The sequence below is a fragment of the Rhodoferax sp. U2-2l genome, from assembly GCF_020594515.1.
Classification (GTDB): Bacteria; Pseudomonadota; Gammaproteobacteria; order Burkholderiales; family Burkholderiaceae_C; genus Rhodoferax.
In genome coordinates, this window is the sequence record NZ_JAJCTH010000017.1 from 21,438 (window position 1) to 45,416 (window position 23,979).

The following is a 23,979-nucleotide window of genomic DNA, read 5'->3' on the forward strand; positions in this document are numbered from 1 at the left end:
CAACGTCAGCCTCCCAACATGCTGGCCGCCGCCACGTACCAGCCGTTCAGGTACGCCGGGATGTACAGGCCCAGTACCAAGCCCAGCGCCAGGTGCACAAACACCGGTATCAGCGCCGGGGGGTGCGCCAGCGGCTTGAGCTTGGTTTCTTCGCCAAACACCATCGGCAACACCCGGATCAGCATCGACGCAAACGCCACACCCAGCGCCAGGAACAAAAACGGTGTGGCCCACGGTTGTTCTCGCATGGCGGTGGTCAGAATCAAAAACTCGCTGGCAAACACGCCAAACGGCGGCATGCCCAGGATGGCCATCACACCCAGCATCAAGCCCCAACCCACCGTGGGATTGACCTTGATCAGTCCGCGGATCTCGCTCATGACCTGCGTGCCGGCCTTTTGCGTGGCATGACCCACGGTGAAAAAGATGGCGGACTTCACCAGCGAATGCACCGTCATGTGCAACAGTCCGGCAAAGTTGGCCACCGGCCCGCCCATGCCAAAGGCAAAGGTGATCAGCCCCATGTGTTCGATGCTGGAGTACGAAAACATGCGCTTGACGTCTTTTTGCCGCGAGATAAAAAACGCCGCCACCACCACCGAGAGCAGGCCAAACCCCATCATCAGCTGGCCCGCCATTTGCGTCCCCAGCGCGCCATCGGTCAGCACCTTGCAGCGCAGCACCGCGTACATGGCCACATTCAGCAGCAGGCCCGAGAGCACCGCCGACACGGGCGTGGGGCCTTCGGCGTGGGCATCGGGCAACCAGCTGTGCAAGGGCACCAGGCCAATCTTGGTGCCGTAACCAATCAGCAGAAACACAAAGGCCAGCGACATGATGGTCGGATCCAACTGGCCCTTGATGTCTGACAGGCTGCTCCACAGCAGCGTCGCGTGTTCGGCGCCCAGCACCTTGTCAGCCGCCATGTAGACCAGGATCGTGCCAAACAGCGCCTGGGCAATGCCGACACCGCACAAGATGAAGTATTTCCAGGCCGCCTCCAGGCTGGCTGGCGTGCGGTAGACGCTGACCAGCAGCACCGTGGTGAGCGTGGCGGCTTCCATCGCCACCCAGATGATGCCCAGATTGTTGGTGGTGAAACCCAGCAGCATGGTGAAGGAAAACAGCTGGTACATGCTGTGGTACAGGCGCATGCGCGGGGGCGTCATCTTGCCGTGGTCTTGCTCAATGCGCATGTACGGACGCGAAAAAATGGCGGTGGTCAGGCCCACAAAAGCGGTGAGCGTGACCAGAAACACATTGAGCGGGTCGATGTAGAACTGCTTGGCCCAGACAAACTGCGGCCCGCCGTCAATCACCTCGACGGTCATCACACAGGCTGCCAAAAAGGTCAGCAGGCTGAACACCACATTGATGTCACGCGCACGCGGTTGGTGCCCCACCAGCGCCAGCACCAGCCCGCCCAGCAGTGGAACCCCAAGAACAAGGTACAACGCGCTCATGCTCAGTCGTCCTTGAGCGATTCGAGGTGGCGGATGTCCAGGCTGTCGAACTTCTCGCGAATCTGGAACATGAACACCCCCAGAATCAGCACACCCACCAGCACGTCCAGCGCAATGCCAAATTCCACAATCATCGGCATGCCGTTGGTGACCGTCGTGGCGGCAAACAGCAAGCCGTTTTCCATGGACAGGAAACCGATCACCTGCGGCACCGCCTTGGAGCGGGTGATCATCATCATGAAAGACAGCATCACACACGCCAGCGCAATACCCAGGGCGCCACCGGCCACCGCGTCCGACAGGCGCGAAATCGGCAGCGCCAGGCTGAAGGCAAAAATCACCAGTGCGATACCCACCAGCATGGTGGTGGGAATGTTCAACAGCGTCTCGACATCCCAGCGCACATTGAGCTTGCGGATCATGCGGTGCAGCATCCAGGGGATCAGCACCACCTTGAGCAGCAGCGTCAGCGCGCCCGACACATACAGGTCCGGGTGCCCGGTGACATACCCCAGCAAAAAAGACGCGGCTGCCAGCGCCGCACCCTGAATCATGAACAGGTTGATCAGCGACACAATGCGCCGCTGCGCCAGCATGGCAAACGACAGCAACAGGATCAGCGTGGCAAACAGGTTGATCAGCTGAGGGACAAAGTGGCTCATTGGCCCCCCAGCAACACGTTCACCAGCAGGCCGATCACCGCCAGCAGGAAAGCGGTGCCCAGAAATTCGGGCACGCGGAAAATTCGCATCTTGGCACTCGCCGTCTCAATCATCGCCATCAGCATGCCACCAATGGCCAGTTTGAAAATGAGCACCGGCAAGGCCAGCAGCAAGGCCAGCGGCGCGTTGGCCTCGGCCACCCCCCAGGGGAAAAACAGCGCCAGACCCACACACGAGTAAGCAAACAGTTTCAGGCTGGCGGCCCACTCCATCAAAGCCAGGTGGCGCGCGGAATACTCCAGAATCATCGCCTCGTGGATCATGGTGAGTTCCAGATGGGTGTCGGGGTTGTCCACCGGCACCCGGGCGTTTTCGGCCAGCGACACCATGGTGAACGCCACCCCGGCCAGCAGCAGGCTGGGGTAGATGGCCAACTCGCGGTGCGCCAGGGTTTCCACAATCACCGTCAGCGACGTGGAGCCGGTGATCATGGACGCGCCAAACATCACCATCAGCAAGGCCGGCTCGGCCAGAAAACCCACCAACATTTCCCGCCGCGCCCCCAGCGTGCCAAACGAGGTACCCACATCCATCGCCGCCAGCGAGATGAACACCCGCGCCAGCGCAAACAGGCCCACCAGCGCAATCGCGTCGGCCGCGGGAGACAGCGGCAGGTCGGTGGAGAGCGTTGGAATGATCGCGCTGGCCAGCAACATGCAGCCAAACACCACATAGGGCGTGAACCGGTACAGCGGCGAGGCATGTTCGGCCATCAGCAATTCTTTGTTGAACAGCTTGTGCAGCGTCAGGTAGGGCTGCAGCAGGCTCGGCGCCGACTTGTTTTGCAGCCAATGCCGCCATTGGTTGATCCAGCCGGTCAGCAGCGGCGCCAGCAGCAGCGCGGTGACCAGGGCCATCAGTTGCGAAAAAACGCCCAGCGCACTCATCGTTTCACCACCAGCAACACCACGATCAGCGTGACAAAGCTGTACATCAGGTACACCGCAATGCGCCCCTGCTGCAACAGCCCGACCAGCCTAGACAGCCGCTCCACCAACCGCGCCACCGGCAGATACAGCCCATACCACAACGGGTCTTCCAGCTTGACGCCGTACACCGGCTTGTCGTCAAAGGCGCTGGGCACCTGCTTGGTGATGCGGAAAAACGGATCGAATATCTGCCGGATGGGTTGGCCGAACCCTTCGGCCGTGTCCTGCATGCGGGCGGTTTGCCAGGGGTGGCCGCAGTCCCACGGCGGCACCCGGCGCAGCCGCCCGTGGTAGAGGCGGCGCACCAGCACAAAGGCCAGCCCAAAGGTCAGCACCACCCCCAGCAAGAAAATGGTGGGGGCGTAACTGGCCCGCTCCACACTCACCGGCACCAGCAGCCAGCCGTTGTCGGCCACGGTCTGCGCCAGCCCGGCACCCACCAAGTGGTGTGTCACCGGGTCCATCAGGGCGATCACCTGATTTGGAAACAGGCCCAGCATCACACAGCCCAGCACCAGCCACATCATGCCCAGCCGCTCCCAGCGCCCGGCGTCGTGCGCCTGGGCCAGTTTTTCCTCACGTGGCTGGCCTAGAAAAATCACCCCGAAGTACTTCACCATGGTGTAGCCCGACAGCGCAGCAATCAGCGCAATCAACGCCGCCATCACCGGCACCAGCATGTCCAGCGACGAACTCGGCAGCCCGGTGGTGAACAGAAAGCTTTGCAGCAGCAGCCATTCGGCCACAAACCCGCCAAACGGCGGCAGGCCGGCGCAGGCCAGCACGCCCACCAGCGTGGGCCAGGCCACCCAGGGCATGTAACGGATCAAACCGCCGAGTTTGCCCAGGCTGCGCTGGCCGGTGGCGTGCAGCACCGCACCGGTGCTGCAAAACAGCAAGCTCTTGAACAGCGCGTGGCTGAGCATGTGGTACAGCGCGGCGGTCAGCGCCAGGGCCGACAGCGCCTGCATACCGTAGCTGGAAAACAGCAGCGACAGGCCCACGCCAGCACACATCAGGCCAATGTTTTCGATGGACGAGTACGCCAGCAGGCGTTTCATCTCCACCTGCACGGTGGAGAACACCACGCCAAACAGTGCGGTGGTCAAACCCAAGCCCATCAGCAGCACACCCCACCACCACAGGCGCGTCTGCAGCAAGTCAAACGACACACGCAGAATGCCGTAGAGGGCAATCTTGAGCATGACACCACTCATCAGCGCCGACACCGGCGAAGGCGCCGCCGGGTGCGCATCGGGCAACCAGGCGTGCAGTGGCAACAAGCCAGCCTTGGCGCCAAAGCCGAACACCGCCAGCACAAACGCCACCGACGCCCAGAACGGGGTCAGCGTCTGCGCGCGCATGTTGGCAAAGGTGTAGTCGCCCGTGTTGGCCTGCAACACGCCAAAACACAGCAAGATGCCCAGCGCGCCAATGTGCGCCACCAGCATGTACAGGTAACCGGCATGGCGGATTTCGGGCAGGCGGTGGTTGGCCAGCACCAGAAAAAACGACGACAAGGCCATGGTTTCCCACATCACCATGAACACGTAGGCGTCATCGGCCAGCACCACCATCGCCATGCTGGCCAGAAACACGTGGTAGGCCAGGCACAACAAGCCTGGCGGCGTGCCCTCACCCTTGCGGAAATACCCGGCCGCAAAGGTGGACACGCCGGCCGACACGGCGCCAATCAGCAGCAGAAAAAAACTCGACAGACTATCGAGCCGCAAGTGAAATGGCAACTGCGGCAAGCCCAGCGGCAGCACCGCCACCTCCGGGCTGGCGAAGGCCGCGCTCAACGCCACCGCCATCAAACCCACCGACAACATCGCCCCCAGCGGAAACAGCACCACGGCCACAAACCGAAAGCGCCGCAGCGCTGCGATGCCTGCGGCGCCGATCAACAACCACCCCAACACAATGGCCAACACCCCATCCAGATGGATCCAGGTGTTGACGTGTGTAAAACTGTTCATGAAGCGGTAACAACGGTGCGGCGGGGGGTGCGTCCAATATTACACCCAGCCCTTTCAGGCTTGCCCCTGAAACACCGCGCCACCGGCTTGGGGCGTGGCGGGCTAAAATAATCCAAACAGGTCCACCACATGAACATTTTCTACCGCCCCCAGTATGTTTCTGAAATCACCCAGTTCATCAATGAACTGAAGGCCAAAAATCCGGCCATGGAAGAAGGTCAGCGCCTCGGTCGCAGCCTGTTATGGGACAAAGCGGTCGACCGGGATGCCTCCGATGAATTCCGTGCCGCCCGGGTGGCGCAAAAGCCGTACGTCTACCAGAACCTGCTTGACTGATCAGCTTGTCTGGCCTGCGGTCTCCTTGCAGCATATGCCTTTAGCTATTTGACCTATAGCAACAAAACCTGGCAATGGTGGCATCGGCTGCGCTGGACAATTCAGAGGGGGTCACGACGGCAGAGATGCCCACCGTGGTCGATCAGGTCGCGGTGGCACGGCTGTATGGTGAGCCGCTGTTCACCTTGCCCAATGATTTGTACATCCCGCCCGACGCGCTGGAAGTCTTTCTGGAGGCTTTTGAGGGCCCGCTGGACCTGCTGCTGTACCTGATCCGGCGGCAAAACTTCAACATTCTCGACATTCCCATGGCCGGCCTGACCCGCCAGTACATGAGTTATGTCGACGAGATCCGCCAGCGTAACCTGGAGCTGGCCGCCGAGTACCTGCTGATGGCGGCCATGCTGATCGAGATCAAATCACGCATGCTGCTGCCGCCCAAACACGTGGCGCAAGGCCAAGAGGCCGAAGACCCACGCGCCGAGTTGGTGCGCCGCCTGCTGGAGTACGAGCAGATCAAGCTGGCAGCCGCCCGGCTCAACGCCCTGCCGCAGTTTGGGCGTGACTTTCTGGTGGCGCAGGCCTACATCGAGCAGTCGCTACAACCCCGCTTTGTCGATGTCAATGTGAGTGAATTGCAGGAGGCCTGGGCTGCCATCCTCCAGCGCGCCAAACTGGTGCAGCACCACAAGATCTCCCGCGAAGAGCTGTCGGTGCGTGAGCACATGAGCCAGGTTCTCAAGCGCCTGCAAGGCCACCGTTTTGTCGAATTTGAAGACCTGTTCAACCCGGCCAAAGGCGCGCCGGTGCTGGTGGTGACCTTCATCGCCCTGCTCGAACTGGCCAAGGAAACCCTCATCGAAATCACCCAAGCCGAAGCCTTTGCACCCATTTACGTGCGCCTGGCCTACGCCCCCTCTTGAACCTACACTGCACACACCATGAACCCACGCCCCGCCCACCTCCCTGCCCGCCCCCCACTGGTCTTTGATGTTTTGATCGTGGGCAGCGGCCTGGCGGGCCTGAGCGCCGCGCTGCTGCTGTCGACCGACAAAAAAGTGGCGGTGATCACCAAACGCGCGGTCATGGAAGGCTCCAGCGGCTGGGCGCAAGGCGGTATCGCGGCAGTCTGGAACAAGGACGACAGTTTTGAGGCCCACATCCAGGACACCCAGATTGCCGGTGCTGGCCTGTGCGACCTGGACGCGACCCGCTTTGTGGTGGAAAACGCGCCCAAGGCGATTGCCTGGTTGCAAACCATGGGTGTGCCGTTTTCACAGGAAGACGGTCACCTGCACCTGACCCGCGAAGGCGGCCACAGCGCCCGGCGCATCGTGCACGTGACCGATGCCACCGGCGCGGCGGTCCAGAGCACGCTGATTGACGCCGCCAAAAAAACACCCAACATCACCCTGTTCGAGCAGCACACCCTGGTGGACCTGATCACCACCGACAAGCTCGGGCAGGCCGACAAACGCTGCGTGGGCCTGTACGCGCTGGACAGCGGCACGGGCGAAGTCATCACCTTCCAGGCACCGCAGACCATTTTGGCCACCGGCGGTGCGGGTAAGGTGTACCTGTACACCACCAACCCCGACACCGCCACCGGCGACGGCATTGCCGCGGCCTGGCGTGCGGGTTGCCGGGTGCAGAACATGGAGTTCATCCAATTCCACCCGACCTGCCTGTACCACCCGCATGCCAAATCGTTTTTGATCAGCGAAGCGGTGCGGGGTGAAGGTGGCCGCCTGCTGCTGCCCGACGGCACCCGCTTCATGCCCAATCACGACCCGCGCCTGGAGTTGGCCCCGCGCGACGTGGTGGCCCGCGCGATTGACTTCGAGATGAAAAAAGGCGGCTTTGACTGCGTCTACCTCGACATCTCGCACCAGCCCAAGAACTTTTTGCTGGAACACTTCCCCAACATTTACGCGCGCTGCCTGGAGCTGGGCATCGACATCGCCAAACAACCCATTCCGGTGGTGCCCGCTGCGCACTACACCTGTGGCGGCGTGTTGGCTGACCTGCACGGGCGCACCGACATCCCTGGCCTGTACGCCATTGGCGAGACGGCGTGCAGCGGCCTGCACGGTGCCAACCGGCTGGCCAGCAACTCGCTGGTGGAATGCATGGTGTTTGCCCAGGCGACCACCACCGACATCGCCCAAGCTGCCGCCCAGCCTGCCGTGACGCTACCCGCCTGGGACGAAAGCCGTGTCATTGATGCGGACGAAACCGTGGTCATCTCGCACAACTGGGACGAGTTGCGCCGCTTCATGTGGGACTACGTGGGCATCGTGCGCACCAACAAACGGCTGGAGCGCGCCGCCCACCGCATCGCCCTGTTGCAGGGCGAGATTCACGAGTTTTATTCACACTTTCACGTCACCCGCGACCTGCTGGAACTGCGCAACCTGGTGCTGGTGGCGGACCTGATCGTGAAAAGCGCGCAGGCCCGCCACGAAAGCCGGGGCCTGCACTTCAGCCGCGACTACCCCGACCTGCTGCCCGAGGCGCTGCCGACGGTTTTGAGCCCGCCGAACCATTGAGCCTGGCCTGATCGGCGTGGGTTAGACTCGCGCCACTTTTTTTGGGGAGATGCCCGCATGACACAACCTGCCATCCAGAACGCCACCCCTTACGGCACGCTGCCGCCCGCCAGCAGCCCGGCCACGCGCAAGCCGCTGAGCCTGCCCCGCCTGCTGGAAATGCACGCCCGCGGCGAAAAGATCGTCATGCTCACCGCCTACGACGCCACCTTTGCGGCTGTAGCCGATGCCGCCGGGGTCGAATGTATTTTGGTGGGCGACTCGCTGGGCATGGTCTGCCAGGGCCTGACCAGCACCGTGGGCGTGTCGCTGGAGACCATGCGCTACCACGTGGAATGTGTCACCCGCGGCGTGCGCCGGGTCCAAGGCACGGCCTGGATCATTGGCGACCTGCCGTTTGGCACCTACCACGAGTCCAAAGAGCAGGCACTGCGCAGCGCCACCGTGCTGATGCAGGCCGGCGCCCACATGGTCAAGCTGGAAGGCGGTGGCTGGACCGCTGACACCGTGCGTTTTTTGGTGGACCGCGGTATCCCGGTCTGCGCCCACCTGGGTCTCACCCCCCAAACCGTGCACGCGCTGGGTGGCTACCGGGTACAGGGCAAAACGGTCGAATCGGCCACCGTCATGAAACGCCATGCGCTTGAATTGCAGGACGCCGGGGCCGCGCTGCTGGTACTGGAGATGGTGCCCGCCGCCTTGTCGGCAGAACTCACCGCAGAGTTACCACACTGCCCCACCATTGGCATTGGCGCGGGCAACGGCACCGCCGGGCAAGTGCTGGTGTTGCACGACATGCTGGGCCTGAACCTGGGCAAAAACCCCAAGTTCGTGCGCAACTTCATGGCCGAGCTGCCCGGCATCCCGGGCCAGCATGGCATCAAGGAAGCCATCACCGCTTATGTGGAAGCCGTCAAAAACGGCAGTTTCCCCGACAACACCCAACACGCCTGGTAACCCCCGCAAAGCGCATTGACCTCGAAAACGATGCGCCTCTAGCACTTGGTTCGCCTCAACATCGTTTGAAAAACAGGGTTCTGGCCTTTATTGAACCGCCATCCGTCATCATGAAAATCATCCACACCATCTCCGAGTTGCGGGACCATTTGTCGGCCTACCGGCACCCCACCTTTGTGCCCACCATGGGCAATTTGCACGCCGGGCACCTGGCCCTGGTGCGCCAGGCCAAGCCGTTGGGCGACGTGATGGTGACCAGCATTTTTGTCAACCGCCTGCAGTTTTTGCCCCACGAAGACTTTGACACCTACCCGCGCACGCTGGAGGCCGACTGCCAGGCGCTGGCCACGGCGGGCTGCGACGTGTTGTTTGCCCCCAGCGAAAAAGAGCTGTACCCCGAGCCGCAGGGTTTTACCGTGCAGCCCCCCACCGAGTTGGCCAACATGCTCGAAGGCCACTTCCGGCCCGGCTTTTTTGGCGGCGTCTGCACGGTGGTGATGAAACTGTTTGCCATCGTGGGGCCCCGCGTGGCGCTGTTTGGCAAAAAAGACTACCAGCAGCTGATGGTCATCAAACGTATGGTCGAGCAGTTTGCCCTGCCCATTGAGGTGATGGGCGGCCAGACGCTGCGTGCCGACGACGGTCTGGCACTGTCCTCTCGCAACAACTACCTGAGCCCGACCGAGCGCCAGGAGGCGGTGCAACTGTCGTTGGCCTTGAAAGCCATGGCCGACGCCTTACGCGCTGGGCAAACCGATGTGGCTGCGCTGGAAGCCCAGGCCATGCATGCGCTGAAGGCACGAGGCTGGAAGCCGGACTATCTGACGGTGCGCCAGCGCCACAACCTGCAGACCCCCGACTCAGCCGCCGTGGCCTCCCTGACGGCCAACGCCGGCCTGGTGCTGCTGGGCGCAGCGCGGGTGGGCAACACCCGGCTGATCGACAACCTGGAAGTCTGATTACTTATAGAAGGCTTCCACCTTGCCCTTGACCTTGATCAGCAGCGGCTTGCCGTGGCGGTCGCGGGTTTTGCCGGCGGGCACTTTGACCCAGCCTTCACTCAGGCAGTATTCCTCGACGTCGGTGCGTTCCTTGTCATTGAGACGAATGCCGATGTCGTGCGCAAACACGGCGGCGTTGTAAAAAGGGCTGCGTGCGTCGATGGACAGGTGGTCAGGCAGTTCGGGACGAGGGGTGGTTTCGGTCATGGTCAGGGCCGCTCTGAGGCGGCAATCAGTTTCAATTCAATAACAACTCAGGCCGCACCAATCTGGGCGACCAGGCGTCCGGGCACGGGGCCCTGTTTGAGCGCGGCGGTAAACGCCAGCATCCGGTCAATCGGCAATCTGGCACGTTGACCCAGCGCCGGGTCGACGTGGATTTCATTGGCGCCGGTTTCCAGTACCCGTGCTACGTCAGCCAGGCCGTTCATGGCCATCCACGGGCAATGGGCGCAGCTCTTGCAGGTGGCGCTGTTGCCAGCGGTGGGGGCCTCTAAAAAGGTTTTGCCGGGGTTGAGCGTGCGCAGCTTGTGCATCATGCCGTTGTCGGTGGCGACGATGAATTCTTTCGCGTCCATCTCGCGCGCCGCTTTCAGGATGCCGGAGGTGGAGCCCACCGCGTCAGCCAGCGCCACCACGGCAGCGGGTGACTCGGGGTGGACCAGCACTTTGGCGCCGGGATGCTCGCGCAACAATTCTTCCAGCTCAAAGGCCTTGAATTCGTCGTGCACGATGCAGGAGCCGCCCCACATCACCATGTCGGCCCCGGTTTCGCGCTGGATGTAGCCACCCAGGTGCCGGTCTGGCGCCCACAGGATTTTTTTGCCCTGCTCTTTCAGCGCTTTGACGATGTCCAGCGCACAACTGGAGGTGACCAGCCAGTCCGAGCGCGCCTTGACGGCCGCGCTGGTGTTGGCGTAGACCACCACCGTGCGGTCCGGATGCGCGTCGCAAAACGCACTGAATTCGTCCACCGGGCAGCCCAGGTCGAGCGAGCAGGTGGCGTCCAGATCGGGCATCAGCACACGTTTTTCAGGCGACAAAATCTTGGAGGTTTCACCCATGAAACGCACGCCCGACACCACCAGCGTGGTGGCGGCGTGGTCACGGCCAAAACGCGCCATCTCCAGTGAGTCGCTCACGATCCCGCCAGTTTCTTCGGCCAGATCCTGCAGGTCGGGGTGCACATAGTAGTGCGACACCATCACCGCATTCTTTTCTTTGAGCAGGCGTCGGATCTTGTCTTTCAGCGCCGCGCGCTCAGCCGGGCCGGGCTCCACCGGCACGCGTGCCCAGGCGTGTTTGGTGGCGCACACCGAGCCAGCGGATGAGTCGCCCTGCCCCTCATTTTGCGGCTGCTCGTAGTCCACTTCCTTGATCGTCTGTTGCGCGTCGGTCATGTTGTCAGCTCCGTTTCAGATGAAATAGCCAGCTGTTGAGCTTCAGAGCGGGTCATTGGCAAAACGCATCGAAAAATCGACCGCCTTCACGTTTTTGGTGAGGGCACCGATCGAGATGCGGTCCACCCCGGTGGAGGCGATGGCGCACACGCTGGACAGGTTCACGCCACCCGACACCTCCAGCTGGGCCCGCCCGGCGTTGATGCGCACCGCTTCGTGCAACTGCATGAGGCCCATGTTGTCCAGCAGGATCATGGTGGCCCCCGCGTCCAGGGCTTCGCGCAACTGGCCCAGGGTTTCGACTTCGATCTCGACAAAACGGGCTTGCGGCGCCACTTCGGCCGCGCGACGCAACACGGCCGTGACACCACCGGCGGCGGCAATGTGGTTTTCCTTGATCAGCACGGCGTCATACAGCCCCAGCCGGTGGTTGAGACCACCGCCGACGTGCACCGCATATTTTTGCGCCAGCCGCAAGCCAGGCAGGGTTTTGCGGGTGTCCACAATGCGGGCACGCACGTTGGGCACCTCGCGGATGGCCTGCACAAACAGACTGGTTTTGGTGGCCACCGCACTCATCAGCTGCAGAAAATTGAGCGCCGTGCGCTCGGCTGTCAGCATCGCCCGGGCCTGGCCATGCACTTCCAACACAGGCTGATCCGCCTCGCAGCGGTGGCCTTCGGGAACGCGCCAGATGACCTCGGCGCTCGGATCGAGCTGCTGGAAGGCCAGCTGCGCCCAGGGTGCGCCACAAATCACCGCCGCCTCGCGTGCCACCACCGTGGCGTGGGCACGCCGGTCCGGGTCGACCAGACCGGCGGTCAGGTCCGCCTCGCCCACATCTTCCAGCAAGGCACGGGTCACATCGGCTTGCGCCAAGGCGGCCACCGACTTCACGGAAAAATCAAAATACGCTGTCATTTTTTTCTCCCCTGTTGATCTCAGGCCACAACGGCCAATTCGGCGGTGGGCTCGCGCCCCATCAGGCGGGCCACCGCCTGTGGCGGGGTCATCCTGCCGTCCAGCAGATCCACCACCGCCTGCGCGATCGGCATGTCCACCCCCAGCTGCTGCGCCCGCTGCACCACCGTGCGGGCACTGTAAACCCCCTCTGCCACGTGCCCCAGCGCGTCAGTGGCCTGCTGCAGGGTCTGGCCCTGTGCCAGCGCCAGGCCCACCTGGCGGTTGCGTGACAGATCGCCCGTGGCGGTGAGCACCAGGTCACCCAGGCCGCTCAGGCCCATGAAGGTCTCCGCGCGTGCGCCCAGGGCGACACCCAGGCGGGTCATCTCGGCCAGGCCGCGGGTGATCAGCGCAGCACGCGCGTTGAGCCCCAGGTCCAGCCCGTCGCACAGGCCGGTGGCAATGGCCAACACGTTTTTAACGGCGCCGCCCACCTCCACCCCCACGATGTCTTCGTTGGCATAGACGCGCAACGTCGGGCTGTGAAAGGCCGCCACCAGCGCTTGGCGCACGGACTCGTGCACGCTGGCGGCCACCAGCGCGGTGGGCTGGCCCCGCGCCACCTCCAGCGCAAAACTCGGGCCGCTCAGCACCCCGGCCAGCATGTCAGGTGCGACCTGACCCTGAATTTCATGCGCCAGCAGGCCCAAAGTGTGAGTCACTGGCGCCTCAAAACCTTTGCACAACCAGGCCACCGGGGCGCGGCAGTCGCGCAACGCCGTCAACATGTCGCGCAAGGCGGCCATGGGCGTGGCCACCACCACCAGGTCCGCATCGGCCACCCGCGCTGGCAACTCGGCCATGCTGGCACCACAAAACGCCAGTTGTGGCGGCAAGGTCACCCCCGGCAAATAACGCGGGTTTTGCTGGCCCTGCTGCATGGCCCGGACCTGCTCCAGACGCCGCGCCCACAGCGTGACGTGATGGGGCCGGTCTGGCGCCGCAGCACTGGCGGCCAGTGCCGTGCCCCAGGCGCCTGCACCAAGAACCATGATTTTCATAGCGACTCGGGCAGGTGGGTCGGTGGCAAACGTCTCAGGCAACGGATAACTTACTGAACAGCGGCGGGCGCCTCAGCGCTTTGGGCCGCTTGTTGCTGCTCGTACATGGCCTGGAAGTTGATCTCTGACAGGTGCACCGGCGGGAAGCCGCCGCGCTGGATCAGGTCGGCCACGTTGCCACGCAAGTAGGGGTAAACGATTTGCGGGCAGGCAATGCCCATGATCGGCCCCATCTGCTCAGGCGGCAGGTTACGGATCTCGAAGATGCCGGCTTGCGACGCTTCCACCAAAAACACGGTGCGGTCCTTGATCTTGGTTTGCACGGTGGCAGTCACCACCACTTCATACATGCCGTCGGCCACCGTCGAGGCGTTCACACCCAGCTGGATATCGACCGTGGGCTGCTCTTGCTCCAGCAGGATAGCGGGCGAATTGGGCTGCTCAAGCGATGATTCCTTGAGGTACACGCGTTGGATCTGGAAAACGGGGTTGTTGGTGTCGGACATGGGAGGTTCTCTCGGTTGATAAAAGGGGGAGCCAAGGCGGGCGCCGCTGGCGCCCAGCCGCTGTGGGGGAGTTGCCTCAGGCTTGTTGCAGCAGCGGCATCAGGCCACCGCGACTGTCCAGCGCGATCAGGTCGTCGCAGCCACCGACATGGGTGCTGCCGATGAAAATCTGCGGCACGGTGCGCCGCCCGGTGCTGCTCATCATCTGGTCGCGCTCTTGCGGGTGCAAATCGATGCGGATTTCTTCGATCTGCGCCACGCCACGGGCTTTCAGGAGCTGCTTGGCGCGGATGCAATAGGGACACACGGCCGTGGTGTACATCTTGACGGGTTGCATGGGATCTTTCCGAAGTGGGGGGGGTTAAGCTTTTTCGACCGGCAGGTTGGCCGAGCGCCAGGCGCCCATGCCACCCGAGAGCGACTGCGCCTTCTCAAAGCCAAGCTTTTTGGCAATCGCCACCGCCCGGGCACTGCGCGCACCCGATTTGCACACCAGAATCAGCGGGACCGTTTTATTTTTGACCGCCCCATCGAGCTTGCCCTCGAGCTCGCCCAAAGGAATATTCTTGGCGCCGACGACATGGCCAGCAGCAAACTCTTCGGACTCACACACATCCACAACCACGGCTTTTTCGCGGTTGATGAGCTGCACCGCACCTTCTGCGGTCAGGGCGCCAGGCCCACCGCCGTTGATGACGGGCCACAGCAGCATGCCGCCGGAGGCCAGCGCCACGGTGATCATCATCCAGTTGTCGATAATAAATTTCACTTGCGTATCCTTATGTAGAGATGACCTGAGCCACACATTTTAGAATGCACACGGAACCCCTACCGACTGCTGATTGGAAACATGCACAAGCCCGTTCTTATCCGCCACGATGATTGGCCTGTTGGCCAGTCCCGCGTCGAAGCCAACGCAGGCGGGGTCGCGCCATCTGATGCCTGATAAAAATCGTTGTGGTGGTTCGGAACCCGCCGCACCGCTCAGGATCAAAATGCTTCTGTCTACTTCGCCATCTCACGTTCAGGAATCAAAATGGGTCAAAAACTGAAAATTGCGGGGTTGTTATCCGCGGGGATTCTGACCGGTGCGCTGGCCAGCATCTCGCTGCAATCCATGGCGCGGGCCTCCTTGGCGCCGTTGCCGCTGGAAGAACTGCAGCAATTGGCAGCCGTGTTTAGCATGGTCAAAAGCAACTATGTGGAGCCGGTCGACGAGAAAAAACTCATCACCGATGCCATCGCGGGCATGGTGGCCGGACTGGACCCGCACTCGGTCTACATGGACAAGAAGACGCTGAAAGATTTCAACGAAGGCACCACCGGCAAGTTTGTGGGTGTTGGGATCGAAATCACCCAGGAAGACGGGCTGATCAAGGTGGTGTCGCCCATTGAAGACTCACCGGCATTTCGCGCCGGGCTCAAACCCAACGACCTGATCGTCAAGATTGACGACACCCCGGTCAAAGGCCTGACCCTCAACGAAGGCGTCAAACGCATGCGTGGCGAGCCCGACACCAAGGTTCTGCTCAGCGTGTTCCGCAAGGATGAAAACCGCACCTTCCAGGTCACCATCACCCGCGAAGTGATCAAGACACAAAGTGTCAAAGCCCGACTGATCGAGCCCGGTTACGGCTGGGTTCGCTTGAGTCAGTTCCAGGAACGCACGGTGGCCGACTTTGCCCGCAAGGTCGAAGACCTCTACAAACAGGAACCCAACATGAAGGGCCTGGTGCTGGACCTGCGCAATGACCCGGGTGGTTATCTGGACGCCGCGGTGGCGATCTCTGCCGCGTTCCTGCCCGAAAACGTGGTGGTGGTCTCGGCCAACGGCCAGCTGGCCGAGAGCAAGTTCACCTACAAGGCCTCGCCCACCTACTATGCCCGCCGCGGTGATGACCCGTTGCGGCATCTGGAGGAAGTCACCAAAGGCGCGCTCAAAAAAGTGCCGCTGGTGGTGCTGGTCAATGAGGGCTCGGCCTCTGCCAGCGAGATTGTGGCCGGCGCCCTGCAAGACCATCAACGCGCCAAGCTGCTGGGCAGCCAGACGTTTGGCAAGGGGTCGGTGCAAACCGCCGTGTGCCTCGATGCAGCTTTCCGCATGGACAACTGCCCCACCGCCGCCCTCAAGCTCACCACCAGCCGCTACTACACGCCCAGCGGCAAGTCGATCCAGGCCAAAGGCATCGTGCCGGATGTGATGATTGACGAAACCGCAGAAGGCAACCTGTTTGCCGCCCTGCGCACCCGCGAGGCGGATCTTGAAAAGCACCTCGCCAGCGGCCAGGGTGACGAGGTGAAAGACGCCGCGCGCGAAAAGGAGCGTGAAGAAGCGCGCAAATTGCTCGAAGAAGAGCTTAAAAAACCCGCGGCTGAGCGCAAGATGCCCGAATACGGCTCGGACAAAGACTTTCAGCTGCAGCAAGCCATTCTGCAGCTCAAGGGCCTGCCGGTGCTGGTCAGCAAAACCCAGGTGGAGCGCACTGAAGAGAAAACCGACAACTGACCGGTCAACCAGCAGATGGATGACAACGACCTGCTGCGCTACTCGCGCCATATTCTGCTCAACGAAATAGGCGTCGAAGGCCAGGCGCTGTTGGGTCAGGCCCGCGCGCTGATCATTGGCGCGGGCGGCCTGGGCTCACCGGTGGCGCTGTACCTGAGCTCGGCCGGCGTCGGGCACATCACGGTGGTGGACCACGACACGGTGGACATCACCAACCTGCAACGCCAGATTGCCCACACCGAAGCTCGCGTCGGCCAGCCCAAAGTGGACTCCCTGAAGACCGCGATGGGTCAGATCAACAGCCAGGTGCAGGTGCACACCCTCCAGGCCCGGGCGGACGCGGCGCTGCTGGACACACTGGTGGCCGAGGCGGACGTGGTGTTGGACTGTTGTGACAACTTTGTCACCCGCCACGCCATCAACGCCGCGTGTGTGGCGCATCAGACGCCGCTGGTGTCCGGTGCAGCCATTCGTTTTGACGGCCAACTCTGTGTCTACGACGCACGTGATGTCAGCTCACCGTGTTACGCCTGCGTGTTCCCGCCAGACGACACGCTGGAAGAAACCCGCTGCGCCACCATGGGCGTGTTTGCACCACTGGTGGGCATCATCGGCACGATGCAGGCGGCCGAAGCGCTCAAATTGATCGGCCACATCGGCCAGACCCTCACCGGGCGCCTGCTGATGCTCGACGGTCGCAGCATGAGCTTTTCCGAGGTGCGCATTGGCCGCAACCCGGCTTGCCCGGTGTGCGGCGCCGCTACTTCAGCTTGAACCCGCCCTGACCATCGGGCAGGTAGCAGCTGCCGTTGCGTCGGCGGAAATCTGCCGGTGGCTCCGGTGCGGGTGCGGCAAACAAACCCGCCTTGGCCTGTCGGGCCCGGGCTTCCTGGCGGGCATACGGGCCCGGACTGCGACGCCAGCGGTATGACCAGGCCTGCCCGGCAAGCACCATCTTCTCGGCGACATCCTGGCCATCCACCTCAATCTGTGCCAGACCACGCCCATAGTCATCCTGAAACTTGACCCGCACCCTCAGTGTGCGCTGGTCCACCAGGGCACGCAAGGCCTCGCGCGCAGCCATACCGCCGCTTTGGCAGATTTCCGGCGCGTCCACACCATGCAAACGCAGCTTGCGCGGCGCGCCGCCCAGAATCGGTTGAACCCACAGCGTATCGCCATCGGAAACTCTTGTAACCTTTGCGCTGTATGACTCTGAAGCTGCCAAACATGTAGCACCAAAGAACATCAGACCAAGCGCCAGCAGACCCGAATACCTGGACAGGCAAGGACCAACACGCCATGTGGAACTTTCGTTCACAGCGGGAGCGCCGGTGGCGAAGGCTGACCCAAAATCAGGAACAAGGACACGAATCCACCCCTTGTTGAGAGACTGCCACGCATAGCCAACCTGTTAGACTCAAAACCTTCAAACGAGAGTGCATTTCTTGAGTTCATTGTCTGCATCATCCTTGGTCAATTTGCGCCAATTGCGGCTTGACGACGCGCGTGCACTGCTGGAGCATAGCGGACAAATCCTGCCCGACGACCAGGCCGACGGCACAGCCTATCTGCAGGCCCTGATTGACAAGCTCAGCGAGTTGTCCCTGAAAGACCCGCTGACCGGGTTGTCCAACCGCCGTTATTTCCAGAGCGTTTTATTGCGCGAGATCGAAATTGTGGCCCGCTCCGGCGAAACAGCCCTGTTGTTGATGCTCGACATCGACCATTTCAAAAGTGTCAATGACCAGCATGGGCACCCGGCAGGTGATACCGTGCTGCAGGCGGTCGCCAAAACCCTGGCGGGTTGTGTGCGCCCGATGGACACTGTGACGCGTTATGGCGGCGAAGAGTTTGCCATCATCCTGCCCAGCTGCCAAGGCCAGTACGGGCAGCAGGTGGCCGAGCGGATTCGCGAGGCCGTCAGCACGCTGCGAATCCCCTTGCAATCCGGGGTGACCTTGCGGGTCACCATCAGCGTAGGTGGTGCGTATGCACCGCGCTGGGTGCGCTCGACGTCGGACCTGTGGATTGACCGGGCCGACATTGAACTCTATCGCGCCAAATCCGAAGGCCGCAACCGCGTGTGTATTGAGTCACAACCGGTGTTGGCGGTCAGTGCCGAAGAAAAAAACCTGCTCTTTGGTCCGCTGTCGCTGGGTGACCCAGCCTGGATCGAGAGCATTGCCAATGATGGTTCTACCGGTTCATCGGGTAGTGTTATGAACAGATTGAACTGACATGAACGACGCAACACAACCCACCTCTGACAACAAAGTGGTCAAGCCCGGGCAGGTCAAGCCACTGGGCAAGGTGCTGGCTGTCACCAGCGGCAAAGGCGGCGTTGGCAAAACCTTCGTGTCAGCGAACCTCGCGGCCGCCTTGGCCAAGCGCGGGCAAAAAGTGCTGGTGCTGGATGCCGACCTGGGTCTGGCCAATCTGGACGTGGTGCTGAACCTGTACCCCAAGATCACCTTGCACGATGTTTTTACCGGCAAAGCCAGGCTGGAAGAAGCCATTGTGAAGGCACCGGGCGGTTTCTCGGTGCTGCTGGCGGGCTCGGGCATGGTGGAGTATTCCCGCCTGACACCCAATGTGCGGGAAGACTTCATGCGCATCATGGCCGGTCTGCTGCCGCACTACGACATCGTGCTGCTCGACACCGGCGCTGGCATTTCAGACGTGGTGCTGTTTGCCGTGTCGCTGGCCTCCGAGGTGCTGGTGGTGGCCACACCGGAGCCGACATCGCTGACCGATGCCTACGCCACCATCAAGGTGCTGGTGGGTGAACAACAGCGCCGCATCATCCGCATGGTGATCAACCAGACCGCACGCATGGGCGACGGTCGCGCCATCACCAACCAGTTGCAGCAGGTGCTGGACCGCTTTGTGGTCGCCAAACCAGGTGAGAAGGTGCGCCTGATCCACATGGGTGACATTCCGGCCGACCCTGCGGTGCGCCAGGCGGTGATGCGTCGGCAGCTGATGATTTCGGTGATGCCGGGTTGCCCCGCCGCGCTGGCGGTCTCGCAACTGGCCGGCAAGATCGAAGACACACTGATCAACAAACCCCTGTAGGGTGCGGCGCTCAAGCGGTCACGATCCAGCCTTCCAGCGGGTCCATCGTGTCAGGCAATCCGTAACGGGCATCCCCCGCCTCGAACCGCGTTTGCGCCCACGCCGCCTGCAGCAGGCACAACACGGCGTCCAATGCATCACCGCGTGCATCGTCTGCCAACGCATCGCGCTGCGCATGGGTGAGTTTCAGGCGCACACCCAGCCGGGTCTGGCCTTGTTCCAGGGCGGTGATCAGGTCTTTGCGGGCAATCAGCCTCTCAGGCGTCTGGCGTGCCTTGTCGTCACTTTTGTAAGAGCGCTGGCCCAGCACCTCACGCGCCAGCAGGCCCGGGTAAGCTTCCAGTGCCACCCGCTGCGACAGGTCCGTAGCGGCTGCGCCACTGCCTGAACCGGGCGTCAGCCCCGGCAAGTGCACACCGGCTTGCAGTAACAAAGGCACCCCGGCATGTAACATGAAGGCCACCGGCGGGTTCACCCATTTCATGCTGGGGCTGGAACCAGCCGGGCCATCGGTGGCGCGGTGGGCAAACTTGCCACCCACCGGGCGGGCGTCGCAAAACGCGGCGAAGGCGGCACGGATCTGCTCGCGGCTGAGTCCGCTGTAATGCGCCATGCAGGCAGGCCAATCGGTCGGCCAGCCCAAGGTTTCAACCAATTCGCGCGGCAAGCCAAACGGCAAGTCAAAAGCGCCCAACCAAGGCCCAGGCTGCTGCAACCAGTCGGCAAACGCCTGCAGCGAGGTGAGGTGCACCAATCTCGACAACACCACCCGCCCCTTTGACTGGGCGCCCAAGGCGATCACGATGGGTTTTTGACGGCTGGGTGCGCTAGAAAAATCACAGCCCAGCAAGGCCGGGCTCAGGCCCGCCGCTTTGACCGACACAACCGGGCAAGTGGGAAGTTCAGGCCCGGCCGATCACCGAGGCGGTTGCCATCAACTCTTCCAGCAACGCCATCGACACCGATCCGGACACCGAATACGGGTCCAGCTCGGGTTTTTCAGCGTACTTGAGCAAGATGGAGACATTGATGCGGGTCATGTTGACCTCGCCCATGGTCCAGCCGGCAAAACGGCGCTCGGCAATTTCTTCGTACTGCAGCAGCACCACATCCTTGTGGCGGGCATCGCGCTGGATCTGGTTGTAGAGCTGGCTGATGGCCATGCGGCCGCCTTCAATCACTTGCAGAAAAATGCCGCCGCCATAACACAACACACCGGTGATGCCGCTGTTGGGGTTGCGGCTGCGGCATTCATGCAAGATGGCGTCAATGGTCTCGGGGCCGGGGTCGACCGCCCGGCTGGCGTAAAGCAAACGTACCAACATGGTTAACCTTTCTGGGGAATCAAGGACAAAAACTCGCGGCGCAGGTTGGCGTCCTTGAGAAAACTGCCACGCATGACCGAGTTGATCATCTTGCTGTCCACGTCTTTGACACCGCGCCAGCTCATGCAGAAATGGCTGGCTTCCATCACGATGGCCAGGCCATCGGGCTGGGTTTTGAGCTGGATCAGGTCAGCCAGTTGCACCACCGCTTCTTCCTGGATCTGCGGGCGGCCCATCACCCATTCGGCCAGCCGCGCATACTTGGACAGGCCAATCACATTGGTGTGTTCATTGGGCAGCACACCGATCCAGATCTTGCCCATGATCGGGCAAAAGTGGTGGCTGCAGGCGCTGCGCACGGTGATGGGGCCGACGATCATCAACTCGTTGAGGTGTTCGGCGTTGGGGAACTCGGTGATGGGCGGCGCTGGCACATAGCGCCCCTGAAACACCTCTTTCAGGTACATCTTCGCCACGCGCCGGGCGGTGTTGTCGGTGTTGTGGTCGTGCTCGGTGTCAATCACCAGGCTGCCCAGCACACCCTTCATTTTCTCTTCCACCTCGTCAAGCAACAACTCCAGTTCACCCGGCCGGATGAAGTCGGCAATGTTGTCATTGGCATGAAAACGCTTGCGCGCGGCCTGGATGCGCTCGCGGATCTTAACGGATACCGGCGTGCCTTCGTCTGGGTCAACAGGGTTCATGTGGTGCATCGAAGTGAATTATTTGACTTGAGATGGTAGCAGTCTTTGCTTGCAAGTGTTATTGCCGTCAAGCCCCTGTCCCTCATGGGTGTATTGCTATATTTTTAATACCGCTTGCCAGTCAGTAACAGCAGCGCACGCATGACCAGCAACGCTACCCGGTCCATCAGCTTCTGGCCAAACGAGCGTCTGGCGTGCTGATGCATGTCCAGCCGGGTGGCGTGGTGTTGCAATGCCTGCTCCAGCTCGTCGCTCAGGGCTTTGGCAAACGCCGCGTCGGCCACCACCACATTGGCCTCACGGGCCAGCAGCAGGCTCAAGGGGTCGATGTTGGACGAGCCCACCGTGGCCCAGCGCTCATCCACCACCGCCACCTTGGCATGCAGGAAGCTGCTTTGGTACTCGTAGATCTCTACGCCACCTGCCAGCAGGTCGCCATACAAGGCCCGTGTGCCGTGGTAGGACATGAAGTAGTCGTACCGCCCCTGCAGCAGCAGCCGTACCCGCACACCGCGTTGGGCGGCATGCACCAGGCTACGGCGAATCTTGCGGCTGGGCAAAAAGTAGGCGTTGGCCAGAATGATGCTCTGCTTGGCTTCGCCCAGGGCCAGACTGTAGGCGCGTTCGATGCGCGAACGAAAGCGGACGTTGTCGCGCAAAACCAGCTGCGCCAGCGCGCCGGTGCCACGTGTAGCGCGCTGGTCGGGCGTCAGTTTCTCCTGGGCTGCCAGTTGCAAGGCCTGCCACGTCCCGAGCCAATCCACCTGCTGCGCACTGCGAACCGCCCGCAAACGCCACCAGAACTGGGCCATGGCGGCATGCACCTCCCGCACCAGCGGGCCGGTGATGCGGACCATGAAGTCAAAACGCGGCGCCTCCAATGTGCCGTAGATAGGGTCCCACCAGTCATCGAGCAGGTTGACCCCGCCACAATACGCGACCTTGCCATCGATCACACACAGCTTGCGGTGCAGCCGTCGCCAGCGGCTGGGAATCAGCAAGCCCAACCAGTCCAGCGGCGAAAAGATCAGCCAGCGCACCCCCGCCTCAGTGAACTTCTGCGGCCAGGGTGCGGGGAGTTGGGGTGTACCGAAGCCGTCCATCACAAAAAAGACGTTCACACCGCGTGCAGCGGCGTCGGCCAGCGCCTGCGCCACCCGCGCGCCTGAGCCGTACACGTTAAAGATGTAGGTTTCCACCCGAACCTCGTGGGCGCTGGCGTCAATGTCGGCCACCAGGGCGTCAAAAAATTCCTGCGCTCCCTTCAAGAGCTCAAGATGGTGACCGGCAGCGTACTCAGGCATGACCAGGCATCATCACAACATCACAAATTCGGCAATCAGCGGCAAATGGTCGGACATCCGCCACCATGGGCGACCTTGCGGCGCTGACAGGCTGACAGGCTGCAGACCGCGGGCAAACACATGGTCAAGCTGCGCCAAGGGCAAACGTGCAGGAAAGGTGGGCTGCGGCATGCCTGACCAGGCCCGCAGGTCCATCGCCTCCAGAGCCTGGCGCAAACGCGAGCCGACCTCGTTGAAATCGCCAGCCAGCAGCAACGGGGCGCCCGGCGGGACTTCACGCTCGATGAAGCGCTTGAGCTGCTCAACCTGACGAACCCGGCTGGCACGCACCAACCCCAAATGCACCACCACCACATGCAGCTCGCGCCCGAACGCTGACAAGGCCACATGCAGCAGCCCGCGCTGCTCAAAACGGTGGTCGCTCATGTCCTCATGCTGGTGCGACAGCACCGGCCAGCGTGACAACAGGGCATTGCCGTGCTCGCCGTGGCGGGTAACCGCGTTGGTGCGGTAGACCGAGCCATAACCCAGCGGCGCCAGAAAATCGGCCTGCCCGACCTGCGGCCAGTGTTTGAAGCGCTTTTCCTCGCGACGGTTGAGCTGGCGCACCTCCTGCAGGCAGACCACATCGGCGTCCAGACCCTCCACGGCTTGTGCCAGGTTGTGAATCTCCAACCGGCGCGTCGGGCCGATCCCCTGCACACCCTTGTGGATGTTGTAGGTGACGACACGGATCAATTGGTCAGGGTGCTTCATTGCACAGCGGATCTGACAGCAAAATGGGGCAACATCAGGCAAGCCTCGGCATTGGAAGGTGAAAAGCACTGGTCAGCCGCCTGCGCGTAGGGCAACCACTGGTAGTGGGTGTGCTCACGCGGGCTCAAACGCACCGGGGTGCCAGCGGGCACTTCCAGACCAAAGAGATGCTCGGTGTTGAAAAACACGCCCGGCGCGTAGCGGTGGCGCCAGTGCGGGTAAATCTCGTAGATGTTCTCCAGGCCCCAATCGTGCAAATGGGGGTGCAGCGCCGAGCCGGGTGCGCAATCGATGCCGGTTTCCTCCCCCACCTCGCGGCAGGCTGTGAGCACAAACGCTTCGTCCGTCGCGTCCTTGCTGCCCGTGACGGACTGCCAGTACCCAGCCACATCGGCACGTTGGATCAACAACACATCCAGCGCCGGGGTGTAGATCACCACCAGCACGGATTCGGGGATTTTGAAAACAGTCATGAAGCCTCAAGAAAAAGGGCGCTACCA

At 62.2% G+C, this 23,979-nt stretch carries 27 protein-coding genes; 9 read left to right on the forward strand and 18 right to left on the reverse strand.

Annotated elements, in window-relative coordinates; translation table 11 throughout:
- Nucleotides 1-5 precede the first annotated feature (5 nt).
- The 4 genes from LHU53_RS15275 to hyfB are packed head-to-tail and all read right to left on the reverse strand — an operon-like array spanning nucleotide 6 to nucleotide 5,093.
- Entirely contained in the window at nucleotides 6-1,463 is a 1,458-nt protein-coding gene (locus LHU53_RS15275; protein WP_227333519.1) for a hydrogenase 4 subunit F, read from the reverse strand.
- 2 nt (nucleotides 1,464-1,465) lie between these two features.
- The gene (locus LHU53_RS15280; protein WP_227333520.1) at nucleotides 1,466-2,125 is read right to left on the reverse strand and encodes a formate hydrogenlyase; all 660 of its coding nucleotides are present in this window, start codon (nucleotides 2,123-2,125) and stop codon (nucleotides 1,466-1,468) included.
- Entirely contained in the window at nucleotides 2,122-3,072 is a 951-nt protein-coding gene (locus LHU53_RS15285; RefSeq protein ID WP_227333521.1) for a respiratory chain complex I subunit 1 family protein, read from the reverse strand. The genes LHU53_RS15280 and LHU53_RS15285 overlap by 4 nt, the downstream gene beginning before the upstream one ends.
- Nucleotides 3,069-5,093: a hydrogenase 4 subunit B gene (gene hyfB / locus LHU53_RS15290; RefSeq protein ID WP_227333522.1), complete on the reverse strand. Its 2,025-nt coding sequence runs from the start codon at nucleotides 5,091-5,093 to the stop codon at nucleotides 3,069-3,071. The genes LHU53_RS15285 and hyfB overlap by 4 nt, the downstream gene beginning before the upstream one ends.
- A gap of 129 nt (nucleotides 5,094-5,222) precedes the next feature.
- On the opposite strand from hyfB, the gene LHU53_RS15295 reads away from it, so the two are divergent.
- The 5 genes from LHU53_RS15295 (at nucleotide 5,223) to panC (ending at nucleotide 9,894) form a co-directional block, all read left to right on the forward strand.
- Nucleotides 5,223-5,429 carry a DUF3460 family protein gene (locus tag LHU53_RS15295; protein ID WP_227333523.1) on the forward strand — a complete coding sequence of 69 codons (207 nt, stop codon included), beginning with the start codon at nucleotides 5,223-5,225 and terminating at the stop codon, nucleotides 5,427-5,429.
- A gap of 74 nt (nucleotides 5,430-5,503) precedes the next feature.
- Complete coding sequence (locus LHU53_RS15300; protein WP_370632331.1) at nucleotides 5,504-6,352, forward strand: ScpA family protein; 849 nt, start codon at nucleotides 5,504-5,506, stop codon at nucleotides 6,350-6,352.
- Between the two features lie 18 nt (nucleotides 6,353-6,370).
- On the forward strand, nucleotides 6,371-7,978 hold the full coding sequence (gene nadB / locus LHU53_RS15305) for an L-aspartate oxidase (protein WP_227333525.1): 1,608 nt from the start codon (nucleotides 6,371-6,373) through the stop codon (nucleotides 7,976-7,978).
- Nucleotides 7,979-8,035: 57 nt separating this feature from the next.
- Entirely contained in the window at nucleotides 8,036-8,935 is a 900-nt protein-coding gene (panB, locus tag LHU53_RS15310; protein ID WP_227333527.1) for a 3-methyl-2-oxobutanoate hydroxymethyltransferase, read from the forward strand.
- A gap of 110 nt (nucleotides 8,936-9,045) precedes the next feature.
- The gene (panC, locus tag LHU53_RS15315) at nucleotides 9,046-9,894 is read left to right on the forward strand and encodes a pantoate--beta-alanine ligase (RefSeq protein ID WP_227333528.1); all 849 of its coding nucleotides are present in this window, start codon (nucleotides 9,046-9,048) and stop codon (nucleotides 9,892-9,894) included.
- Here panC and LHU53_RS15320 read toward each other — a convergent pair whose 3' ends face one another.
- From LHU53_RS15320 to LHU53_RS15350, 7 genes are all read right to left on the reverse strand, one after another.
- Nucleotides 9,895-10,143, reverse strand: a complete 249-nt coding sequence (locus LHU53_RS15320) for a DUF3297 family protein (RefSeq protein ID WP_227333529.1) — start codon at nucleotides 10,141-10,143, stop codon at nucleotides 9,895-9,897.
- 47 nt (nucleotides 10,144-10,190) lie between these two features.
- Nucleotides 10,191-11,336, reverse strand: coding sequence for a quinolinate synthase NadA (gene nadA, locus LHU53_RS15325; RefSeq protein ID WP_227333530.1), 1,146 nt, complete (start codon nucleotides 11,334-11,336; stop codon nucleotides 10,191-10,193).
- 42 nt (nucleotides 11,337-11,378) lie between these two features.
- Complete coding sequence (gene nadC / locus LHU53_RS15330; RefSeq protein ID WP_227333531.1) at nucleotides 11,379-12,257, reverse strand: carboxylating nicotinate-nucleotide diphosphorylase; 879 nt, start codon at nucleotides 12,255-12,257, stop codon at nucleotides 11,379-11,381.
- A 20-nt stretch (nucleotides 12,258-12,277) separates the two neighbouring features.
- On the reverse strand, nucleotides 12,278-13,300 hold the full coding sequence (locus LHU53_RS15335; protein ID WP_227333533.1) for an NAD(P)H-dependent glycerol-3-phosphate dehydrogenase: 1,023 nt from the start codon (nucleotides 13,298-13,300) through the stop codon (nucleotides 12,278-12,280).
- Between the two features lie 50 nt (nucleotides 13,301-13,350).
- The gene (gene secB, locus LHU53_RS15340) at nucleotides 13,351-13,806 is read right to left on the reverse strand and encodes a protein-export chaperone SecB (protein WP_227333534.1); all 456 of its coding nucleotides are present in this window, start codon (nucleotides 13,804-13,806) and stop codon (nucleotides 13,351-13,353) included.
- A 76-nt stretch (nucleotides 13,807-13,882) separates the two neighbouring features.
- Nucleotides 13,883-14,143 (reverse strand): glutaredoxin 3, encoded by a 261-nt coding sequence (grxC, locus tag LHU53_RS15345; RefSeq protein WP_227333535.1) that lies wholly within the window; start codon nucleotides 14,141-14,143, stop codon nucleotides 13,883-13,885.
- Between the two features lie 24 nt (nucleotides 14,144-14,167).
- Nucleotides 14,168-14,575, reverse strand: coding sequence for a rhodanese-like domain-containing protein (locus LHU53_RS15350; RefSeq protein WP_227333536.1), 408 nt, complete (start codon nucleotides 14,573-14,575; stop codon nucleotides 14,168-14,170).
- A gap of 267 nt (nucleotides 14,576-14,842) precedes the next feature.
- On the opposite strand from LHU53_RS15350, the gene LHU53_RS15355 reads away from it, so the two are divergent.
- Both LHU53_RS15355 and LHU53_RS15360 read left to right on the forward strand, forming a co-directional pair.
- Nucleotides 14,843-16,312 carry a S41 family peptidase gene (locus LHU53_RS15355; RefSeq protein WP_227333537.1) on the forward strand — a complete coding sequence of 490 codons (1,470 nt, stop codon included), beginning with the start codon at nucleotides 14,843-14,845 and terminating at the stop codon, nucleotides 16,310-16,312.
- Nucleotides 16,313-16,327: 15 nt separating this feature from the next.
- Nucleotides 16,328-17,086 (forward strand): HesA/MoeB/ThiF family protein, encoded by a 759-nt coding sequence (locus tag LHU53_RS15360; protein ID WP_227333538.1) that lies wholly within the window; start codon nucleotides 16,328-16,330, stop codon nucleotides 17,084-17,086.
- On the opposite strand, the gene LHU53_RS15365 is transcribed toward LHU53_RS15360, so the two are convergent.
- Nucleotides 17,073-17,561, reverse strand: coding sequence for a thermonuclease family protein (locus LHU53_RS15365; RefSeq protein ID WP_227333539.1), 489 nt, complete (start codon nucleotides 17,559-17,561; stop codon nucleotides 17,073-17,075). The genes LHU53_RS15360 and LHU53_RS15365 overlap by 14 nt on opposite strands.
- Before the next feature lie 199 nt (nucleotides 17,562-17,760).
- On the opposite strand from LHU53_RS15365, the gene LHU53_RS15370 reads away from it, so the two are divergent.
- Together LHU53_RS15370 and LHU53_RS15375 are read left to right on the forward strand one after the other, a co-directional pair.
- Entirely contained in the window at nucleotides 17,761-18,552 is a 792-nt protein-coding gene (locus LHU53_RS15370; protein ID WP_227333541.1) for a GGDEF domain-containing protein, read from the forward strand.
- A 1-nt stretch (nucleotide 18,553) separates the two neighbouring features.
- Nucleotides 18,554-19,390, forward strand: a complete 837-nt coding sequence (locus LHU53_RS15375) for a MinD/ParA family protein (protein ID WP_227333542.1) — start codon at nucleotides 18,554-18,556, stop codon at nucleotides 19,388-19,390.
- Nucleotides 19,391-19,400: 10 nt separating this feature from the next.
- On the opposite strand, the gene LHU53_RS15380 is transcribed toward LHU53_RS15375, so the two are convergent.
- From LHU53_RS15380 to nudB, 6 genes are all read right to left on the reverse strand, one after another.
- Nucleotides 19,401-20,273 carry a DUF429 domain-containing protein gene (locus tag LHU53_RS15380; RefSeq protein ID WP_227333544.1) on the reverse strand — a complete coding sequence of 291 codons (873 nt, stop codon included), beginning with the start codon at nucleotides 20,271-20,273 and terminating at the stop codon, nucleotides 19,401-19,403.
- Between the two features lie 19 nt (nucleotides 20,274-20,292).
- A complete protein-coding gene (locus LHU53_RS15385; protein ID WP_227333546.1) occupies nucleotides 20,293-20,715 on the reverse strand; it encodes a BLUF domain-containing protein in 423 nt (140 codons plus the stop codon).
- Between the two features lie 2 nt (nucleotides 20,716-20,717).
- On the reverse strand, nucleotides 20,718-21,419 hold the full coding sequence (gene folE, locus LHU53_RS15390) for a GTP cyclohydrolase I (RefSeq protein ID WP_227333547.1): 702 nt from the start codon (nucleotides 21,417-21,419) through the stop codon (nucleotides 20,718-20,720).
- A 104-nt stretch (nucleotides 21,420-21,523) separates the two neighbouring features.
- Nucleotides 21,524-22,723 (reverse strand): cardiolipin synthase ClsB, encoded by a 1,200-nt coding sequence (gene clsB, locus LHU53_RS15395; protein WP_227333549.1) that lies wholly within the window; start codon nucleotides 22,721-22,723, stop codon nucleotides 21,524-21,526.
- Between the two features lie 12 nt (nucleotides 22,724-22,735).
- Nucleotides 22,736-23,479, reverse strand: coding sequence for an endonuclease/exonuclease/phosphatase family protein (locus tag LHU53_RS15400; protein ID WP_227333550.1), 744 nt, complete (start codon nucleotides 23,477-23,479; stop codon nucleotides 22,736-22,738).
- Nucleotides 23,476-23,952: a dihydroneopterin triphosphate diphosphatase gene (nudB, locus tag LHU53_RS15405; RefSeq protein WP_227333552.1), complete on the reverse strand. Its 477-nt coding sequence runs from the start codon at nucleotides 23,950-23,952 to the stop codon at nucleotides 23,476-23,478. The genes LHU53_RS15400 and nudB overlap by 4 nt, the downstream gene beginning before the upstream one ends.
- Nucleotides 23,953-23,979: the final 27 nt, after the last annotated feature.

What these genes read in the sequence shown, in the direction of transcription:
- LHU53_RS15275 (WP_227333519.1), bottom strand. Translation starts at nt 1,463, where the DNA reads ATGAGCGCGTTGTACCTTGTTCTTGGGGTTCCACTGCTGGGCGGGCTG.
- LHU53_RS15280 (WP_227333520.1), bottom strand. Translation starts at nt 2,125, where the DNA reads ATGAGCCACTTTGTCCCTCAGCTGATCAACCTGTTTGCCACGCTGATC.
- LHU53_RS15285 (WP_227333521.1), bottom strand. Translation starts at nt 3,072, where the DNA reads ATGAGTGCGCTGGGCGTTTTTTCGCAACTGATGGCCCTGGTCACCGCG.
- hyfB (WP_227333522.1), bottom strand. Translation starts at nt 5,093, where the DNA reads ATGAACAGTTTTACACACGTCAACACCTGGATCCATCTGGATGGGGTG.
- LHU53_RS15295 (WP_227333523.1), top strand. Translation starts at nt 5,223, where the DNA reads ATGAACATTTTCTACCGCCCCCAGTATGTTTCTGAAATCACCCAGTTC.
- LHU53_RS15300 (WP_370632331.1), top strand. Translation starts at nt 5,504, where the DNA reads ATGGTGGCATCGGCTGCGCTGGACAATTCAGAGGGGGTCACGACGGCA.
- nadB (WP_227333525.1), top strand. Translation starts at nt 6,371, where the DNA reads ATGAACCCACGCCCCGCCCACCTCCCTGCCCGCCCCCCACTGGTCTTT.
- panB (WP_227333527.1), top strand. Translation starts at nt 8,036, where the DNA reads ATGACACAACCTGCCATCCAGAACGCCACCCCTTACGGCACGCTGCCG.
- panC (WP_227333528.1), top strand. Translation starts at nt 9,046, where the DNA reads ATGAAAATCATCCACACCATCTCCGAGTTGCGGGACCATTTGTCGGCC.
- LHU53_RS15320 (WP_227333529.1), bottom strand. Translation starts at nt 10,143, where the DNA reads ATGACCGAAACCACCCCTCGTCCCGAACTGCCTGACCACCTGTCCATC.
- nadA (WP_227333530.1), bottom strand. Translation starts at nt 11,336, where the DNA reads ATGACCGACGCGCAACAGACGATCAAGGAAGTGGACTACGAGCAGCCG.
- nadC (WP_227333531.1), bottom strand. Translation starts at nt 12,257, where the DNA reads ATGACAGCGTATTTTGATTTTTCCGTGAAGTCGGTGGCCGCCTTGGCG.
- LHU53_RS15335 (WP_227333533.1), bottom strand. Translation starts at nt 13,300, where the DNA reads ATGAAAATCATGGTTCTTGGTGCAGGCGCCTGGGGCACGGCACTGGCC.
- secB (WP_227333534.1), bottom strand. Translation starts at nt 13,806, where the DNA reads ATGTCCGACACCAACAACCCCGTTTTCCAGATCCAACGCGTGTACCTC.
- grxC (WP_227333535.1), bottom strand. Translation starts at nt 14,143, where the DNA reads ATGCAACCCGTCAAGATGTACACCACGGCCGTGTGTCCCTATTGCATC.
- LHU53_RS15355 (WP_227333537.1), top strand. Translation starts at nt 14,843, where the DNA reads ATGGGTCAAAAACTGAAAATTGCGGGGTTGTTATCCGCGGGGATTCTG.
- LHU53_RS15360 (WP_227333538.1), top strand. Translation starts at nt 16,328, where the DNA reads ATGGATGACAACGACCTGCTGCGCTACTCGCGCCATATTCTGCTCAAC.
- LHU53_RS15365 (WP_227333539.1), bottom strand. Translation starts at nt 17,561, where the DNA reads ATGTTCTTTGGTGCTACATGTTTGGCAGCTTCAGAGTCATACAGCGCA.
- LHU53_RS15375 (WP_227333542.1), top strand. Translation starts at nt 18,554, where the DNA reads ATGAACGACGCAACACAACCCACCTCTGACAACAAAGTGGTCAAGCCC.
- LHU53_RS15385 (WP_227333546.1), bottom strand. Translation starts at nt 20,715, where the DNA reads ATGTTGGTACGTTTGCTTTACGCCAGCCGGGCGGTCGACCCCGGCCCC.
- folE (WP_227333547.1), bottom strand. Translation starts at nt 21,419, where the DNA reads ATGAACCCTGTTGACCCAGACGAAGGCACGCCGGTATCCGTTAAGATC.
- clsB (WP_227333549.1), bottom strand. Translation starts at nt 22,723, where the DNA reads ATGCCTGAGTACGCTGCCGGTCACCATCTTGAGCTCTTGAAGGGAGCG.
- LHU53_RS15400 (WP_227333550.1), bottom strand. Translation starts at nt 23,479, where the DNA reads ATGAAGCACCCTGACCAATTGATCCGTGTCGTCACCTACAACATCCAC.
- nudB (WP_227333552.1), bottom strand. Translation starts at nt 23,952, where the DNA reads ATGACTGTTTTCAAAATCCCCGAATCCGTGCTGGTGGTGATCTACACC.